Source organism: Vibrio renipiscarius (genome assembly GCF_000827885.1).
Taxonomy (GTDB): domain Bacteria; phylum Pseudomonadota; class Gammaproteobacteria; order Enterobacterales; family Vibrionaceae; genus Vibrio; species Vibrio renipiscarius.
This window is the reverse complement of record NZ_JTKH01000003.1, coordinates 361,575-376,870: the sequence shown is the minus strand read 5'-3', so window position 1 is coordinate 376,870 and position 15,296 is coordinate 361,575. Positions and strand designations below refer to the sequence as shown.

Annotated in this window: 14 protein-coding genes, 1 pseudogene and 1 other annotated feature (1 of these 16 only partly in view); of the genes and pseudogenes, 9 read left to right on the top strand and 6 right to left on the bottom strand. The window is 47.2% G+C overall.

The window, feature by feature from the left end; genetic code table 11:
* Positions 1 to 27: a sequence feature (His leader region), on the top strand (it extends 110 nt beyond the left edge of the window).
* A 50-nt stretch (positions 28 to 77) separates the two neighbouring features.
* The 8 genes from hisG (at position 78) to hisIE (ending at position 7,267) form a co-directional block, all read left to right on the top strand.
* Positions 78 to 974, top strand: a complete 897-nt coding sequence (gene hisG / locus OJ16_RS02005) for an ATP phosphoribosyltransferase (RefSeq protein WP_006714239.1) — start codon at positions 78 to 80, stop codon at positions 972 to 974.
* A gap of 4 nt (positions 975 to 978) precedes the next feature.
* On the top strand, positions 979 to 2,280 hold the full coding sequence (hisD, locus tag OJ16_RS02000; RefSeq protein WP_040986840.1) for a histidinol dehydrogenase: 1,302 nt from the start codon (positions 979 to 981) through the stop codon (positions 2,278 to 2,280).
* Positions 2,280 to 3,320, top strand: a complete 1,041-nt coding sequence (hisC, locus tag OJ16_RS01995) for a histidinol-phosphate transaminase (RefSeq protein WP_040986837.1) — start codon at positions 2,280 to 2,282, stop codon at positions 3,318 to 3,320. The genes hisD and hisC overlap by 1 nt, the downstream gene beginning before the upstream one ends.
* Positions 3,321 to 3,417: 97 nt before the next feature.
* Complete coding sequence (hisB, locus tag OJ16_RS01990; protein WP_040986836.1) at positions 3,418 to 4,491, top strand: bifunctional histidinol-phosphatase/imidazoleglycerol-phosphate dehydratase HisB; 1,074 nt, start codon at positions 3,418 to 3,420, stop codon at positions 4,489 to 4,491.
* A 9-nt stretch (positions 4,492 to 4,500) separates the two neighbouring features.
* Positions 4,501 to 5,115 (top strand): imidazole glycerol phosphate synthase subunit HisH, encoded by a 615-nt coding sequence (hisH, locus tag OJ16_RS01985; RefSeq protein ID WP_040986834.1) that lies wholly within the window; start codon positions 4,501 to 4,503, stop codon positions 5,113 to 5,115.
* 12 nt (positions 5,116 to 5,127) lie between these two features.
* The gene (hisA, locus tag OJ16_RS01980) at positions 5,128 to 5,865 is read left to right on the top strand and encodes a 1-(5-phosphoribosyl)-5-[(5-phosphoribosylamino)methylideneamino]imidazole-4-carboxamide isomerase (protein ID WP_040986832.1); all 738 of its coding nucleotides are present in this window, start codon (positions 5,128 to 5,130) and stop codon (positions 5,863 to 5,865) included.
* Positions 5,847 to 6,635: an imidazole glycerol phosphate synthase subunit HisF gene (gene hisF, locus OJ16_RS01975; RefSeq protein WP_005599588.1), complete on the top strand. Its 789-nt coding sequence runs from the start codon at positions 5,847 to 5,849 to the stop codon at positions 6,633 to 6,635. The genes hisA and hisF overlap by 19 nt, the downstream gene beginning before the upstream one ends.
* Positions 6,632 to 7,267, top strand: coding sequence for a bifunctional phosphoribosyl-AMP cyclohydrolase/phosphoribosyl-ATP diphosphatase HisIE (gene hisIE / locus OJ16_RS01970; protein ID WP_040986829.1), 636 nt, complete (start codon positions 6,632 to 6,634; stop codon positions 7,265 to 7,267). The genes hisF and hisIE overlap by 4 nt, the downstream gene beginning before the upstream one ends.
* 127 nt (positions 7,268 to 7,394) lie before the next feature.
* On the opposite strand, the gene OJ16_RS01965 is transcribed toward hisIE, so the two are convergent.
* Entirely contained in the window at positions 7,395 to 8,600 is a 1,206-nt protein-coding gene (locus OJ16_RS01965) for a putative manganese transporter (RefSeq protein WP_040986827.1), read from the bottom strand.
* A gap of 234 nt (positions 8,601 to 8,834) precedes the next feature.
* Between OJ16_RS01965 and OJ16_RS01960 the strand changes: the two genes are divergently transcribed.
* A complete protein-coding gene (locus OJ16_RS01960; RefSeq protein ID WP_040986825.1) occupies positions 8,835 to 9,740 on the top strand; it encodes a manganese-dependent inorganic pyrophosphatase in 906 nt (301 codons plus the stop codon).
* A 91-nt stretch (positions 9,741 to 9,831) separates the two neighbouring features.
* Here the strand turns inward: OJ16_RS01960 and OJ16_RS01955 are convergent, their stop codons facing one another.
* The 5 genes and pseudogenes from OJ16_RS01955 to OJ16_RS01935 form a co-directional block, all read right to left on the bottom strand.
* Positions 9,832 to 10,617, bottom strand: coding sequence for a peptide ABC transporter ATP-binding protein (locus OJ16_RS01955; RefSeq protein ID WP_040986823.1), 786 nt, complete (start codon positions 10,615 to 10,617; stop codon positions 9,832 to 9,834).
* Entirely contained in the window at positions 10,614 to 11,609 is a 996-nt protein-coding gene (locus tag OJ16_RS01950) for a peptide ABC transporter ATP-binding protein (protein ID WP_040986821.1), read from the bottom strand. The genes OJ16_RS01955 and OJ16_RS01950 overlap by 4 nt, the downstream gene beginning before the upstream one ends.
* Positions 11,609 to 12,480: pseudogene (locus OJ16_RS01945) on the bottom strand (ABC transporter permease subunit). The gene OJ16_RS01950 and the pseudogene OJ16_RS01945 overlap by 1 nt, the downstream one beginning before the upstream one ends.
* Positions 12,467 to 13,429, bottom strand: a complete 963-nt coding sequence (locus OJ16_RS01940; RefSeq protein WP_040986819.1) for an ABC transporter permease — start codon at positions 13,427 to 13,429, stop codon at positions 12,467 to 12,469. Before OJ16_RS01940 ends, OJ16_RS01945 begins: the two are co-directional and overlap by 14 nt.
* Positions 13,429 to 15,048, bottom strand: coding sequence for an ABC transporter substrate-binding protein (locus OJ16_RS01935; RefSeq protein WP_040986817.1), 1,620 nt, complete (start codon positions 15,046 to 15,048; stop codon positions 13,429 to 13,431). The genes OJ16_RS01940 and OJ16_RS01935 overlap by 1 nt, the downstream gene beginning before the upstream one ends.
* Positions 15,049 to 15,296: the final 248 nt, after the last annotated feature.

Below are 15,296 nucleotides of genomic sequence, written 5' to 3'. Positions count from 1 at the left end.
ACTCACATCTTCCGAGGGTTTTTCAATTTTAGTGGCTTGAAACCAAAAATTATCAAAATTTGCACAGGGATATCGCAATGCAGACACAACGCCTAAGAATCGCAATACAGAAGAAAGGTCGCCTAAGCAAAGAGTGTCAGTTATTACTGAAACAGTGTGGCGTTAAATTTACCATTATGGGTGAACGCTTAGTGGTTCATTCGCAAAATATGCCGATTGATTTGTTACTGGTTCGTGACGATGATATTCCAGGCCTGATTATGGATGGTGTGGTTGATTTGGGTTTTATCGGCGAAAATGAACTTGAAGAAGTGCGTTTAGACCGTAAAGCATTGGGTGAACCGAACGAGTTTCTGCAACTGCGTCGCCTCGATTTTGGCGGCTGTCGCTTATCGATTGCCATCAATAAAGACCAACAATACACCGGCCCTCAAGATCTCGCGGGCAAGCGTATCGCCACGACCTACCCACACCTGCTGAAAGCCTATATGGATGAGCAAGGTATTCCATTCTCAACCTGTATGCTAACGGGCTCTGTTGAAGTCGCACCTCGTGCGGGTTTAGCGGATGCGATTGCTGATCTTGTTTCAACCGGTGCAACCCTTGAAGCGAATGGCCTAAAAGAAGCGGAAGTTATTTTCCGCTCGAAAGCGACCTTGATTCAACGTACGGGTGAATTTGCGGCTGATAAACAAGCGCTGATCGAAAAACTGCTGACGCGCATGCAAGGCGTACAGCAAGCCAAAGAATCAAAGTACATCATGCTGCACGCACCCGTTGATCGTTTAGAGCAAGTAAAAGCGCTATTGCCTGGTGCGGAAGACCCAACGGTATTACCGCTGTCTGCGGATAAGCAAAAAGTGGCTGTTCACCTAGTGAGTACCGAAAATCTCTTCTGGGAAACCATGGAACAGCTTAAAGAGTTAGGCGCGAGTTCTATTCTAGTGCTGCCGATTGAAAAAATGATGGAGTAAGCCAATGAGAACAGTGGTATGGCAATCTCTAAGTGAAACGCAGCAAGATGCGGTATTAGAGCGCCCAGCGATTGCGGAAGGGGCGAATATTACGGCGGCAGCCTCGCAAGTGATTGCTCAAGTTCGTCAACAGGGCGATGCGGCGATACGAGAATTGACGGAAAAGTTTGATCGTGTGACGCCAAACTCGATTCGTGTTTCTCAGCAAGAAATTGATGACGCCTCCGCGCGTTTGACGGACAACATGAAGCAAGCGCTTGAGCAAGCGTATAGCAACATTGCCAAGTTCCATAAAGCGCAAAAGCCGCAGCCTCTTAAAGTGGAAACCCAGCCGGGAGTTGTGTGTGAGCTAGTGACGCGTCCCATTCAAAATGTGGGTTTGTATATTCCTGGCGGCAGCGCGCCTTTGCCTTCAACGGTATTGATGCTGGGCGTGCCATCGCAAATAGCGGGTTGTCAAAAAGTGGTGTTGTGTTCACCTCCGCCGATTGCCGATGAAATCCTTTATGTCGCTAAGCTATGTAATATTGACGAGGTTTATAACATTGGTGGTGGCCAAGCGATTGCGGCCATGGCTTATGGCACAGAATCGGTCAGCAAAGTGGATAAGATTTTTGGCCCTGGGAATGCGTATGTCACCGAAGCTAAGCGCCAAGTGAGTAATGATTTCCGTGGCGCGGCGATTGATATGCCAGCCGGCCCTTCGGAAGTCTTGGTAATTGCCGATGAGACGGCTGATCCTGACTTTATTGCTTCCGACTTGCTGAGCCAAGCGGAACATGGCCCTGATTCTCAAGTAGTTTTGGTCACGCCTTCACCGGTGATTGCGGATCAAGTGGCTGACGCTGTTTTGCGTCAATTGAAAGATCTCTCTCGCGCGGATATTGCCGAGAAAGCACTCGCATCAAGTTTGATTATTATCTCTGAGTCTCTCACTCAAGCGGTATCCATTTCAAACTTTTATGGCCCAGAGCACTTGATTGTGCAAACCAAAAATCCACGTGAGTTGTTGCCATTACTGGATAACGCCGGTTCGATATTCCTAGGCGATTGGTCACCTGAGTCTGCGGGGGATTATGCATCAGGTACTAATCACGTATTGCCAACTTACGGTTATACCCGTACCTATTCAAGCCTCGGTTTAGCTGACTTCTCTAAGCGTATGACGGTGCAAGAATTGTCAGCGGAAGGCTTAAAAGCATTGGCGCCAACGGTGGTAACCATGGCAGAGGCAGAAGGTCTCGATGCACATAAACGTGCGGTGACTATTCGTGTTGAAAAATTGCTTCAACGAGGAGAAGCATAATGGAAAAGTTAGCCCGTAAGCAGGTCCAACAGCTAACGCCATATTTATCAGCGCGCCGTATTGGTGGCTGCGGTGATGTATGGCTTAACGCAAATGAATCGCCATTTAATAATGAATATAAGACCGATTTTGCCCGTCTTAACCGCTACAGCGAATGCCAGCCGAAAGAGCTGATTCAGGCTTACGCTTCTTATGCTGGCGTGAAGCCAGAACAAACGCTCACTTCTCGTGGCGCAGATGAAGGGATTGAGCTGCTCATTCGTGCTTTCTGTGAACCCAATGAAGATGCGATTCTGTTTTGTCCACCAACCTATGGCATGTACGGCATCAGTGCCGAAACCATGGGCGTGACGCGTAAAGTCGTGCCTTTAACAGCGGAGTGGCAATTAGATTTAGCCACTATCGAGCAAAACCTAGATAACGTGAAACTGGTCTTTGTGTGTAGCCCAAACAACCCAACCGGTAATTTGGTTAAACGTGAAGACATTATCTCACTGCTTGAAATGACCAAAGAGCGCGCCATTGTGGTGATGGATGAAGCGTACATCGACTTTTGTCCTGAGGCGTCGACGGTTGATTTGCTCGAACAATATCCAAATCTGGCCATCTTACGGACCTTATCGAAAGCATTTGCACTGGCAGGCTTACGTTGTGGTTTCACTCTGGCAAGCGAAGAGATTATTAATGTCTTACTCAAAGTGATTGCTCCGTATCCAGTACCAGTACCGGTTGCTGATATTGCCATTCAAGCACTCTCTGAAGCGGGCCTTGCACGCGCCAAATATCAAATGCTCGATCTCAATGCCAACCGTGCTTACTTACAAGTGGGTCTATCGATGATTGCGGGCGTCGAAGTATTTGAAGGCTGGGGTAATTACTTATTAGTTAAGTTTAGTGATGGTGATGCGCTGTTTAAAGGAGCATGGGATACCGGCATTATTCTGCGTAATTCACCGATAGAAAATTGCGTGCGCATTAGTGTTGGTAACCGCGATGAGTGTGAAAAAACGGTCGGGTTTATCCGTAATTTTTACGCTTAATCTCCCCGCCCAAAAAGTGTTAGGCGTGTGGATAGCAATAATAATGGAAACCCTCTTGCACAGCTAAGAGGGTAAAAATAGAAATAAGGATGTTCGAGTGAGCAAGCAGCAAAAAATACTCTTTATTGACCGTGATGGCACCTTAATTGTTGAGCCGCCGGTGGATTTTCAAGTTGATCGTTTAGACAAGTTAAAACTAGAACCGTTTGTGATCCCAAGTTTACTTGCGCTGCAAGATGCGGGTTATCGTTTAGTGATGGTTACTAACCAAGATGGTTTAGGAACAGAGAGCTACCCACAAGCCGATTTCGATGCGCCCCATGACATGATGATGGAAATTTTTGCATCACAAGGCGTGACGTTTGATGACGTGCTGATTTGCCCACACTTTGAAGAGCAAAACTGTTCTTGCCGTAAACCAAAGCTTGGTATGGTGAAAGAGTATCTGCAAAACGGCAAAGTTGATTTTCAACACTCGGTTGTGATTGGTGATCGCCAGACAGACCTTCAGTTAGCGGAGAATATGGCGATTCAAGGTATCCAGTACCACCCGCAAACGATGAATTGGCCGCAAATTCTCAAAGATCTGACGGTTAAAGCCCGTGTGGCAGAAGTGATTCGCACCACCAAAGAAACCGACATTAAAGTGTTCGTTAATTTGGACGAGCAGGGCGGCAATGAGATCTCTACGGGGTTAGGCTTTTTTGACCACATGCTGGATCAAATCGCCACTCACGGTGGCTTCCAAATGAAGTGTACCGTGGAAGGTGATTTACACATTGATGATCACCACACGATTGAAGATACCGCATTAGCGCTTGGACAAGCATTAAAAGATGCACTAGGCGATAAGCGCGGTATTGGCCGCTTTGGTTTTAGCCTGCCGATGGATGAATGTTTGGCGCAATGCGCGCTTGACCTTTCTGGCCGTCCGTACCTGAAATTTGATGCGAAGTTTAGCCGCGACCAAGTGGGCGATTTGTCGACAGAAATGGTGGTGCACTTCTTCCGTTCATTAACCGACACGCTAGCGTGTACCTTACACCTATCATCAACAGGTGATAACGACCACCACATTATCGAGAGCTTGTTTAAAGCGTTTGGGCGTACGCTGCGTCAAGCGATTAAAGTGGAAGGTAACGAGCTACCAAGTAGCAAAGGCGTATTGTAAGGAGTGGTTATGAACGAGCAAAAAATCGTCATTATCGATACCGGTTGCGCTAATGTGTCTTCGGTTAGATTCGCCATTGAGCGTTTGGGCTTCTCGGTAGACATTTCCAAAGATCCCCAAGTTGTGCTGGCGGCAGATAAGTTATTTCTTCCGGGTGTTGGCACGGCGAGTGAGGCGATGAAAAACCTGCAAGAGCGCGATTTGATCAACTTGGTTAAGCAAGTTGAGAAACCGCTGCTGGGTATTTGCCTTGGCATGCAGCTTCTTGGTAAATCGTCACAAGAGAAAGGCCAAAAAGCCGACCAACAGGTGGAGTGTTTGGGCCTGTGTGATGGAGAAGTCAAACGGATGGAAACAGGCGCGTTACCCCTTCCTCATATGGGTTGGAATACCGTTAAGTCTCTACCGGAACATCCGCTATTTAAAGGCATCGAAGAGGGAGAATACTTCTACTTCGTGCACAGTTTTGCGATGCCTGTGGGCGAGTACACGATTGCGGAATGCGATTATGGTCAGCCGTTCACGGCGGCGGTGCAAAGTGGTAATTACTACGGTGTGCAGTTCCACCCAGAGCGTTCGAGCAAAGCGGGCTCAAAACTTATTGAGAACTTCTTAAACTTATAAAGGGAATTATTTGTGATCATTCCAGCGCTAGATCTAATTGAGGGACAGGTAGTTCGCCTTTATCAAGGGGACTACGGTCAAGTAACCGAATACAAAGTCGATCCGGCTGAGCAGTTCAACCTTTATCACCAAGCGGGCGCTAACTGGTTGCACTTGGTGGATTTAACCGGAGCGAAAGACACCACGGCACGTCAACTTGATTTGATTGCCAAACTGCTGGCCAGCACACCCGCCTCGATCCAAATTGGCGGTGGCGTACGCAGCGAACAAGATGTGGTTGATTTGCTAGAAGCGGGGGCGCAACGCGTTGTCGTAGGCTCAACGGCGGTTAAACAACCAGATCGAGTCAAAGGCTGGATGGAAAAATACGGTGCAGAAAAAATCGTTTTAGCATTGGATATTAATATCGATGCCGAGGGTACGCGTAAAGTGGCGATTTCAGGCTGGCAAGAAGACTCCGGCGTGACGATTGAAGCCTTGATTAATGATTATCTTACCGTGGGCCTTAAGCACGTGTTGTGTACCGATATTTCACGCGATGGCACATTAGAAGGCTCTAACGTTGAGTTGTATGTCGACCTTTGCCAGCAATACCCGCAAGTGCAATTTCAGTCATCGGGCGGCATTGGCTCGCTTGATGATATCGCCGCCTTAAAAGGTTCAGGTGTGGCGGGTGTGATAGTGGGGCGAGCATTACTCGATGGTAAATTCACCGCAGAGGAGGCGTTTGCATGTTGGCAAAGCGAATAATTCCATGTCTCGATGTCCGTGATGGTCAAGTGGTGAAGGGCGTTCAGTTCCGCAATCACGAAATCATTGGTGATATTGTGCCATTGGCTCAGCGTTATGCGCAAGAAGGTGCGGATGAGCTGGTGTTTTATGACATTACCGCTTCTAGCGATGGTCGCGTGGTCGATAAAAGCTGGGTGAAACGTGTTGCGGAAGTGATTGATATTCCATTCTGTGTCGCTGGTGGTATTAAATCGGCGGAAGATGCGGCGCGCATTTTAGAGTTTGGTGCGGATAAAGTGTCGATTAATTCTCCAGCGCTGGCTAACCCACAGTTGATTACGGATTTAGCCGATAAGTTTGGCGTCCAGTGTATCGTGGTGGGCATTGACTCTTATTACGATAAAGAGACGGGCCAGTATCAGGTTTATCAATTTACCGGTGATGAGGCGCGCACCAAAGCAACCCAGTGGCAAACTCGTGATTGGGTACAGGAAGTACAGAAACGTGGTGCGGGCGAAATCGTATTGAATATGATGAACCAAGATGGCGTGCGCAACGGCTATGATATTGAGCAACTTAATATGGTGCGCGAAGTGTGTCATGTACCACTGATTGCGTCGGGCGGCGCTGGTGCAATGGAGCACTTTGCTGAAGCGTTTGATAAAGCCAATGTCGATGGCGCGCTTGCCGCATCGGTGTTCCATAAACAAGTGATTAATATTGGCGAGCTAAAGCAGTATTTAATCCGCCAAGGTGTTGAAGCTAGGCCAGTAGAGGTGAAGTTATGAGTTTTCAAACAAGCGATGTGAACGCCCTAATTGAGCGTATTGATTGGCAAAAAGTCGATGGCTTAGTCCCGGTTATCGTACAAGATTTTCTCTCTAGCCAAGTCTTGATGATGGGTTACATGAATGAAGATGCTCTCGCAACCACGGGAGAAACGGGCCAAGTCACGTTTTTCTCACGCACTAAACAGCGCCTATGGACCAAAGGTGAAAGTTCGGGTCATGTGCTGAAATTGGTCAATGCGGCACTAGATTGTGATAACGATACGTTGTTGGTGAAAGTGACACCCGCCGGGCCGACTTGCCACACAGGCACAACAACCTGTTGGGATGCGGATAAGCAAGAAGAGTCGCAAATGGTGTGGCTTCATCAGCTTGAACAGCTCTTGGCTGATCGTAAAAATGCCGATCCTGATTCATCCTACACCGCCAGCCTCTACGCTCGTGGTACCAAACGTATTTCGCAAAAAGTGGGCGAAGAGGGCGTTGAAGTCGCGCTTGCGGCAACGTCGGGTGACAGGGCGGAATTAGTGTGTGAATCTGCGGACTTGATTTACCACTTACTGGTGTTACTTCAAGATCAAGGTTTGTCGCTGAACGATGTCATCAACAAGCTGAAAGAACGCCATCAATAATTCGTTGTTGAAAACCGCTGTTTAGAATGTTTAAAAAGGGTTGCTGTGATTGGCAACCCTTTTCGTTTTTTGTTTTTCGGTTCTTACACGTACTGTTTATTCTCTTCTCTCTTCTCTCTTCTCTCTTCTATCTCTCAAAGAGAAAATAGAAACCGTAGCCAACGATTAAGGCTGGAATTGCCGAGTAGAAGGTCGCGACTAAGGCGGCTTTTGGGGCCAATGCAATGGCTGGAAACAAAGCATCCCCGTCATTAGAGATTGAATTGGCCAATTGTGCGGAAAGTGGTGCTGCGCCAGAAATATACAAGCTAGTGACCAAGATTTGTGGTCCACAACCAGGCAGTAACCCAACCGCGAGCCCCATTAGCGGCATATACGCCCCCCAGCCAGAAAAAAATGTCGGTAAATCGATCTGGGCAAAGAAAGTGGTTAACTCAAAGGCCATAAAAGCGACGATAACCCAAGCGGTGACGAAGTTGGTATCTTGCGCGGCTTTTTGTAACGGATGAGAGGCGATACATTTGGTGTCTTCCGCAACGGTTGACTCATAGTCTTTGATCTCTTTAGTCATCGCCCATAACAGCATACTGATGATAATAAGCGCAGTTCCTATCCACTCAATACCCATGTCAGGCAGATGGAATAGTGCGTTAATATCGACTTGAAATGAGCCTAATCCGGCAATGATCGTAGCGGGTATCAGCAATCCTTTCCAAAAGGTACCTTGTAGGTTGATGGCTTTTGATTCTAATGGCGTTTGCTGAGATTCATTGTTACGGCGATGGGGTTGAAGTGGCTCTTTGAGCTCCGGTCTTAAAAAGTCATCGCGATGAATGGCGTTAACCGCCCACCCAGAAAGGCAACCCACCACGACGCCAAGCGCGACGACGGCAAAGCCAATCTCGGGCTTACTGGCAAGCAATAAGAAGGCGGCATCTCCCATGGTGGCGGTCAACACGGCAACCACCGATCCAAAGCCTACGCGGCCACTGACGTACTGTGTGGTCACAATAATCGCGCCGCCACAGCCTGGCAGGGCACCAAGAATCGCGGCAAACGCGACTTGATGGTGACGAGATCGGTTATAGAGTGCCATGAGCTTGTTTTCTTTGCTCATCAATATGGATGCGTAATGGTAAATCGCTAAAGTAAATGCCACATAGCTGGAGACTGCCCAAAACGCATCGGACAGCGTATTGACGGTGACATTTCGCGTTATATCCGTCATCACAAGAGCAATAAGAACGACGGGCAATAACAAACGTTTGTAAGCCAATTTAAATTGGCCTAGCGATAGCCACTCGGGACGTTGTGAGATAGAAATGGGATTCATACATGGCACTCAATAAAAATGATTCTCATTATCAATATATGCAAATGATAATTATTTGCAACAGATAATTAAATTGAACTCTCTTTTTGATGGCGATTGGCTGAAACCGATGACAAATGACAAAAATCAGGTAAAGTATCGACTTTCGTGAGTAAAGTGCCTAAATCACACTAAATGCGTGAAAACCACGATGTAAAACGTGGCGGTACGAAACAAGACTTAATAGGAAGAGCAATGATTTTAGTTGTAGGTCACAAGAACCCTGACAGTGATAGTATCTGTAGTGCAATCGTAGCCACTGAGCTGCTAACAGCGCGTGGCGTTGAAGCTATGCCAATTCGCCAAGGCGAAATTAACCGCGAAACTCAACACATCCTAGATGTGGCGGGTGCCGTTTCTCCAGAACTACGCACAAGCGTTGCTGGTGAGCAAATTTGGCTAGTAGATTACTCAGATCTTGCACAAGCACCAGATGACGTGGCTGACGCTGAAATTCTTGGTATTGTCGATCACCACCGTCTAGGTGATGTGATGACAGTAAACCCAATGGAAGCTTGGATCTGGCCTGTAGGCTGTACTAACACAGTACTGTTCAACATGTTCAAGATTGAAGGCCATGAGATCAAACCTCAAATTGCTAAATTGATGATGTCAGCGATTCTATCTGACACAGTAGGCTTCGCTTCTCCAACTTGTACTCAAAAAGACAAAGACGCGGTTGCTGAGCTTGCTCAAATCGCGGATGTGCAAGATGTTGATACCTTCATTAAAGAGCTATTGATTGCAAAAACGGACATCGACGGTCTTTCTGCTGCTGAGCTAGTAGAGAAAGATCTGAAAGGTTACCCTTTCAATGGTCGTGATGTTGTTGTTGGTCAAGTTGAGCTTGCGACTCTAGAGCAAGTTGATGGCATGATTGAAGCGCTAGAAGCGGATCTTGAGCGTCGTTGTACTGAAGAATCACTAGCGTTTGCTGCCGTAATGCTAACCGATATTACAACCGCACAAACTCGTCTACTTTACAAAGGCGAATGGGCTGAGAAGCTTGTTAAGCACGAAGTTGACGGCATGCTAATGATGGAAAATACGCTAAGCCGCAAGAAGCAAGGCTGGCCTTGGCTGCAAAACGAATTGGTTTAATCCGTTCGTTAACGAGTCCTAAATAGTAAAAAACCATCCGATTGGATGGTTTTTTTTCGTCAGTCTCACCGTGTGTACTGGTAAAGAGCCCTTATTTGAAGCAAGGCGCTTTATTAAAGTGGCTTTCCACCAGTCGTTGAGTGATTGGATGCTCAGGGCAGGTCAATATTTGCTGAGTATCGCCGGCTTCCACCACCTCACCTTGATGCATCACCATGACTTTGTCTGTAATGTGCTTCACGACGCCAATGTGCTGTGACACGTAGACAAACGAAACGCCCATCTCTTCTTGCAGTTCTAAGAACAAGTTGATGATCTGCGAGCGCATCGCCATATCCAAACCATTTAGGGCTTCATCGGCCACAATAATCGATGGTTGCAGAATCAGGGCACGAGCAAGACAGACACGTTGTTTTTGACCGGTTGCCAGCATCTGCGGATAGAAGTAAGCATGTTCAGGTAGCAGGCCAACACGTAACAAGGTGTCTTTGACTCGTTTCATGCGCGCTTCTGGAGGCATGCTGGTGTTTCGCTTAAGCGGGCCTTCAAGGATGCGGCCAATCTGAATTCGAGGATTCAAAGAGGTATTTGGATCTTGGAAAATCATACGGATCAGCTTACAGCGTGTGGAATAATCTTTGTGTTCCAACAAATCGCCATTGACGCGAATTTCACCCGAGCTCGGTTCCACCATACCCGCAAGCATGCGAGCAAGCGTTGACTTTCCTGACCCATTTTGACCAATAAAACCAATCGTTTGACCGGCTTCAAGAGTAAAGCTAACCGGTTTAACCGCGTGTTGCTCTTTACGACCAAATAAACCCGAACGAGTGGTAAAGGTTTTAGATAGGTCAGTGACTTCGAGCAGAGCGCTCATGATTTCTTCTCCATATTCAGAGGGAAGTGACATGCAAACTTATGGTTTTTCACGCGTTTTGCCATTGGAATTTCGACACATTGTCGCTGCGCGTATGGGCATCGAGGCCCTAAACGACAACCGATCGGCAGGTGCTGTAGTGGGGGAATACTTCCTGGCAGTGACTGTAATTTCTCTTTATGCGGAATCCATTCAGAAAAATCAGGCATCGCCTTTAGCAGCGCATCGGTATACGGGTGTTTAGGTTTCGCGAGAATCTTATCTGTATCAGCCGATTCTACCGATTGGCCGCAGTACATCACCGTGATACGTGTCGCCCACTGGGTAATGGTGGTTAAGTCATGACCTATCAGCATGATACTGGTGTTGTGCACCTGATTCATACGGCTAAGTAAGCGTAGGATTTGTGACTGAGTAATCGGGTCTAAATCGTTCGTCGGTTCATCTGCAATTAAAAGCTTCGGTTTTGCTGCAATTGCCATGGCAATCATGACTTTTTGGCACTCACCATCCGTCAATTCATATGGGTAGCTGGCCAAGATTTTTTTATGGTCTTTAATACCCACTTTATGCAGTAGAGCGATAGCTTGTTTTTTACGCCAAGTCAGTCGTTGCCACCAACGCCCTTCAAACGCACGGCGCGGGATCGACTCAAGCAGTTGTTTGCCCACTTCTTCAGAGGGATCGAGACAGGTAGATGGTTCTTGGAAAATCATGGCAATATCACGTGCGATCACGCGACGGCGCTCACTGGGTGTGAGTTGCAACAAATCGATGTTGCCCAACCGCATTCGGTCAGCGGTGACAATCCAGTTGTCTTTACACACGCCGACGATGGCTTTCGCGACCAAGCTTTTACCTGAGCCAGATTCACCCACTAAACCGCGGATCTCACCTTCATTCATCGTCAGGCTCATGCGGTCAACCGCTTTGACTAAGCCCTGAGGTGTTTCGATTTCAATGGTTAAATGTCGAATATCTAATAAAGGCATTATTCGATTCCCGCGTTGAGTGCTTGTCGTACCCCTTCACCGACTAAGTTGACGGTAATCACTGTAAACATAATCGCTAATCCAGGAAGGGTTACGGTCCACGGAGCTAAGTAAATTAATTCAACGGAGTCGCCCAAAATTGCGCCCCATTCTACACTCGGCGCTTGAGCGCCAAGGCCAAGAAAGCCCAGTGCTGTAATATCGAGAATGGCGATTGAGAGCGCTAATGTTGCTTCGCTGGCAATGACGACCAATATGTTGGGTAAAATTGAGTTCCACAGTATATAGAAATCGTTGGCCCCATCTAAGCGTGCAGCCATGACATAGTCTTTCTCTACCTCGGTGTGAACGGCGATGTACACGGAACGAACAAATCGAGGAATAAGCGCCAAGCAGATCGCGAGTAAAATATTGAATTCGCCGAACCCTAAAAAGGCGACAAAAATAATCGCATCGACATGACGGTATCGAGGAGATGGTTCAAGGTACTTGAGAGTAGACCTTTGGTCATGCCGGCCATAATGCCAATAAAGCAACCAATCACTGCTGAAATAACCGTAATCAATACCGCAGCACCAAAAGAGAGCTGCGAGCCGGCAATCAGTCGTGAAAGGATGTCACGGCCAAGATCATCGGTGCCTAGAAAATATTCGACAGTTCCCGCTGGGCTCCAAGAGGGTGGCAATAGCAGTTCACCCGATTGAGCTTGTGGATCATGGGGGGCTAGCCAGGGTGCAATTAGCGTAATGAGAATAATTAAGCCTAAACACCACAGACCAAACATCGCCAAGCTGTTCGCTTTATAGCTACGCCAGAAACGCTCAAACTGAGTTGGGATGCGTTCTTCTTGATAAATGTTATCGGTTAGCATACCACTCTTTCCTTATCAGCGGATTGATCATCGCGCCAATCAAATCCGATAAAATATTCGCGGTTAATACCAGCGTTGCCACCACAATTACCCCAGCTTGAATCGCGACATAATCTTGGTTCGATAACGCATCTAATAACCAGCGGCCAATACCAGGCCAGTTGAAAATCGATTCCGTCACAATCGTTAATGTCAGCATACTGGATAGCTGAACGCCAATTTTCGGGATGATCGGAGGAATCGCGTTACGAAAAACGTGTTGCGTCACGATTTCGTAGGTGGTTAAACCTTTGATTCGTGCCGCTCGAATGTAGTTTTTACTCATGACTTCAGAAACCGAAGTGCGCATGAGTCCAATCACTTGAGTCGTGGGCGCGAGCGCTAACACGAGACACGGTAAAATAAGGTGGTCGATAACACTCTGTAGCGCTTGTGTGCGGTACTCGCCAGTGGTCAGAAAGGCATCGATGACAGCAAACCCAGTGACATGCTCAATTTGGTAGAGTAAGTCATAACGGCCGGCAACAGGGAAGTACTCGTAGTTGAGAGAGAACACCATGATCATCATCAGCGCGACCCAAAATAGCGGCGCAGAATAGCCAGACATCGAGGTAAACGAAATGAGTGTATCAATCCATTTACCTTGCTTCATGCCCGCGATGGTTCCGATAGGGATCCCAATAAATAGTGAAAGAACAAAGGCAATCAGACACAGTTCAAGCGTGGCAGGAAAGACGACGCGAAGTTCATCTAAAATAGGCGCACCCGCTTTATTTACCCCAAAATTGAGTTGCATTAACTCGCCAAGGTAAGTGGTCCAACCGCTCCAGTATTCTTGCATTGCCCAATGTGAATTGGGATCTAACCGCAGCAAGCTATAACCGATAATGGTCAAAATGAGCAGCGTGATAAAGAATAAATTCAGCCGACGAATCGTATAAAGCAGCATTATTTAACCCTCTCTACTTCATCATAAGGTCTGGCGTGAAATGGGCTCTCTTTAAACCCGCTCAATGACGTGTCGTGAGCCTGAAATTGCATACCATGGTTAAGCGGAATCACAGGGAACTCTTCATTCAAAATGTTTTGTGCTTGTTTGTATAAATTTAGGCGATAACGCGGCTTATCGACTTCAAGTGCGAGATCAAGAAGGAAGTCGAAGTCAGGGTTACACCAACTCGCCACATTTAGGCCTGCTCGCTTTGAGTCACAGCTTAATAGTGGGCGAAGAAAGTTGTCTGGATCGCCGGTATCAGCAATCCAGCCGGTGAGGTGCAAATCGGTGTTCAGTTTTGAATTGATGTCTGAGCGATCGAAGCGATCATCTGTCACCAAGTTTAACGTGATGCCAATATCGGCAAAATTGGCTTGGATTAACTCTGCGGTTTTACGCGGGCTCGGATTGTACGAGCGCGGCTCTAGCGTGACCGACATATCGAGGGTGAGCCCGTTGCCATAGCCCGCTTCACGTAGGAGTGCGATGGCATAATTGCGGTCATATCGGATTTGAATGTTGTCGCCGTTATAGGCCCACGAGTTCGGTGGTAACACGGAATAGGCTTGGCTACCCGTACCGTAATAAACAGAATCCAAGATATTTTGGCGATTGATGGCATAGTTCAGCGCTTTACGCACTTGCGGATCTTTCAACGCCGGATGCGTGGTATTGACGGCCACAAATGAAATGTTCATTGCTGGCTTGGCAATGAGATCAATGGAGTCATGGCTTTCAATGGTTGGAATTTGGCTCGAGCGTGGCGAACTGAGTACATCACATTCGTTACGCAGTAACTTCGCCAATGTACCGGTGCCACGGTGTGAAATATCAAAGACAACTTGTTCCATTTTGGCGGCACCCGCCCAATAGAGTGGGTGGCGCTTTAATCGAACCAAATCATTGATTTGATGTTCATCTAAGTAAAAAGGTCCGGTTCCAATTGGGTGGCTATCAATCAAATTCAATTCGTCGGCAAGCATCAGTTGATTGGCGTATTCTTTTGAATGAATAACGGCATGGCTGGTGGCAATGTTGGACAGAAAAGTATTATTTGGATATGCCAGTGTGAATTTTACCTGATGGCTATTTAGCGCCTCAACATCCACTAACAAATTATGAAAATCGATACCAGTAAACCATGGGTAAAGCCCACCACCTACAGAGTGAAAAGGGTGATTGGTATCAATGATTCGACGGAAACTGAAGACGACGTCATCGGCGGTTAAAGTGCGAGAAGGGGTAAACCAATCGGTCGTTTGAAAAGGCACATCCGTTTTGAGAGTGAAAACGTACTCAGTGCCGGCATCATTCACTTGCCAGCTTTCGGCCAAACTAGGAATTGGCTGATAGGTATTGGGATCGAGCGTCAGCAACGTATCAAACAGTTGCGCACTGAGTGTTTCAGATGTGATACCACTGTCGACCAATTGCGGATTGAACGTCGCAGGACCAGCTTGACCACAAAAAACAAACCCGCTTTGACGGACTTTCTCGTGACTAATTTCTTCCCCACATCCCGCGAGAATGCCTACGGCAAAAAAGCTAAGAGTGAGTTGTATGAATGCTTTCATATAAATTTGGCTTTTAAAGCACAACGGAACTCCCCATTATGCCTGAACCCAGACTCCATTGACTACTGTTTGTTTTCAAAGTGATTTGTTATCGTCAAGGTGTAGTGATTATTTATAACGATATAGACCCTTTCAGCCTGACATTGCGGCGGTGTTGGCGGTGCTTATGCACCCTAATCATCAAGTTTATCGAGGTTTAGGGGGATTCATCGCTGCGTTCTACCGGCAAAGCCAAGCTGTTTGTCTAT

Coding starts and splice junctions, on each gene's coding strand:
- hisF (WP_005599588.1), top strand. CDS start 5,847: ATGTTGGCAAAGCGAATAATTCCATGTCTCGATGTCCGTGATGGTCAA.
- OJ16_RS01935 (WP_040986817.1), bottom strand. CDS start 15,048: ATGAAAGCATTCATACAACTCACTCTTAGCTTTTTTGCCGTAGGCATT.
- hisG (WP_006714239.1), top strand. CDS start 78: ATGCAGACACAACGCCTAAGAATCGCAATACAGAAGAAAGGTCGCCTA.
- hisH (WP_040986834.1), top strand. CDS start 4,501: ATGAACGAGCAAAAAATCGTCATTATCGATACCGGTTGCGCTAATGTG.
- hisD (WP_040986840.1), top strand. CDS start 979: ATGAGAACAGTGGTATGGCAATCTCTAAGTGAAACGCAGCAAGATGCG.
- OJ16_RS01940 (WP_040986819.1), bottom strand. CDS start 13,429: ATGCTGCTTTATACGATTCGTCGGCTGAATTTATTCTTTATCACGCTG.
- hisC (WP_040986837.1), top strand. CDS start 2,280: ATGGAAAAGTTAGCCCGTAAGCAGGTCCAACAGCTAACGCCATATTTA.
- OJ16_RS01965 (WP_040986827.1), bottom strand. CDS start 8,600: ATGAATCCCATTTCTATCTCACAACGTCCCGAGTGGCTATCGCTAGGC.
- OJ16_RS01960 (WP_040986825.1), top strand. CDS start 8,835: ATGATTTTAGTTGTAGGTCACAAGAACCCTGACAGTGATAGTATCTGT.
- OJ16_RS01950 (WP_040986821.1), bottom strand. CDS start 11,609: ATGCCTTTATTAGATATTCGACATTTAACCATTGAAATCGAAACACCT.
- hisIE (WP_040986829.1), top strand. CDS start 6,632: ATGAGTTTTCAAACAAGCGATGTGAACGCCCTAATTGAGCGTATTGAT.
- OJ16_RS01955 (WP_040986823.1), bottom strand. CDS start 10,617: ATGAGCGCTCTGCTCGAAGTCACTGACCTATCTAAAACCTTTACCACT.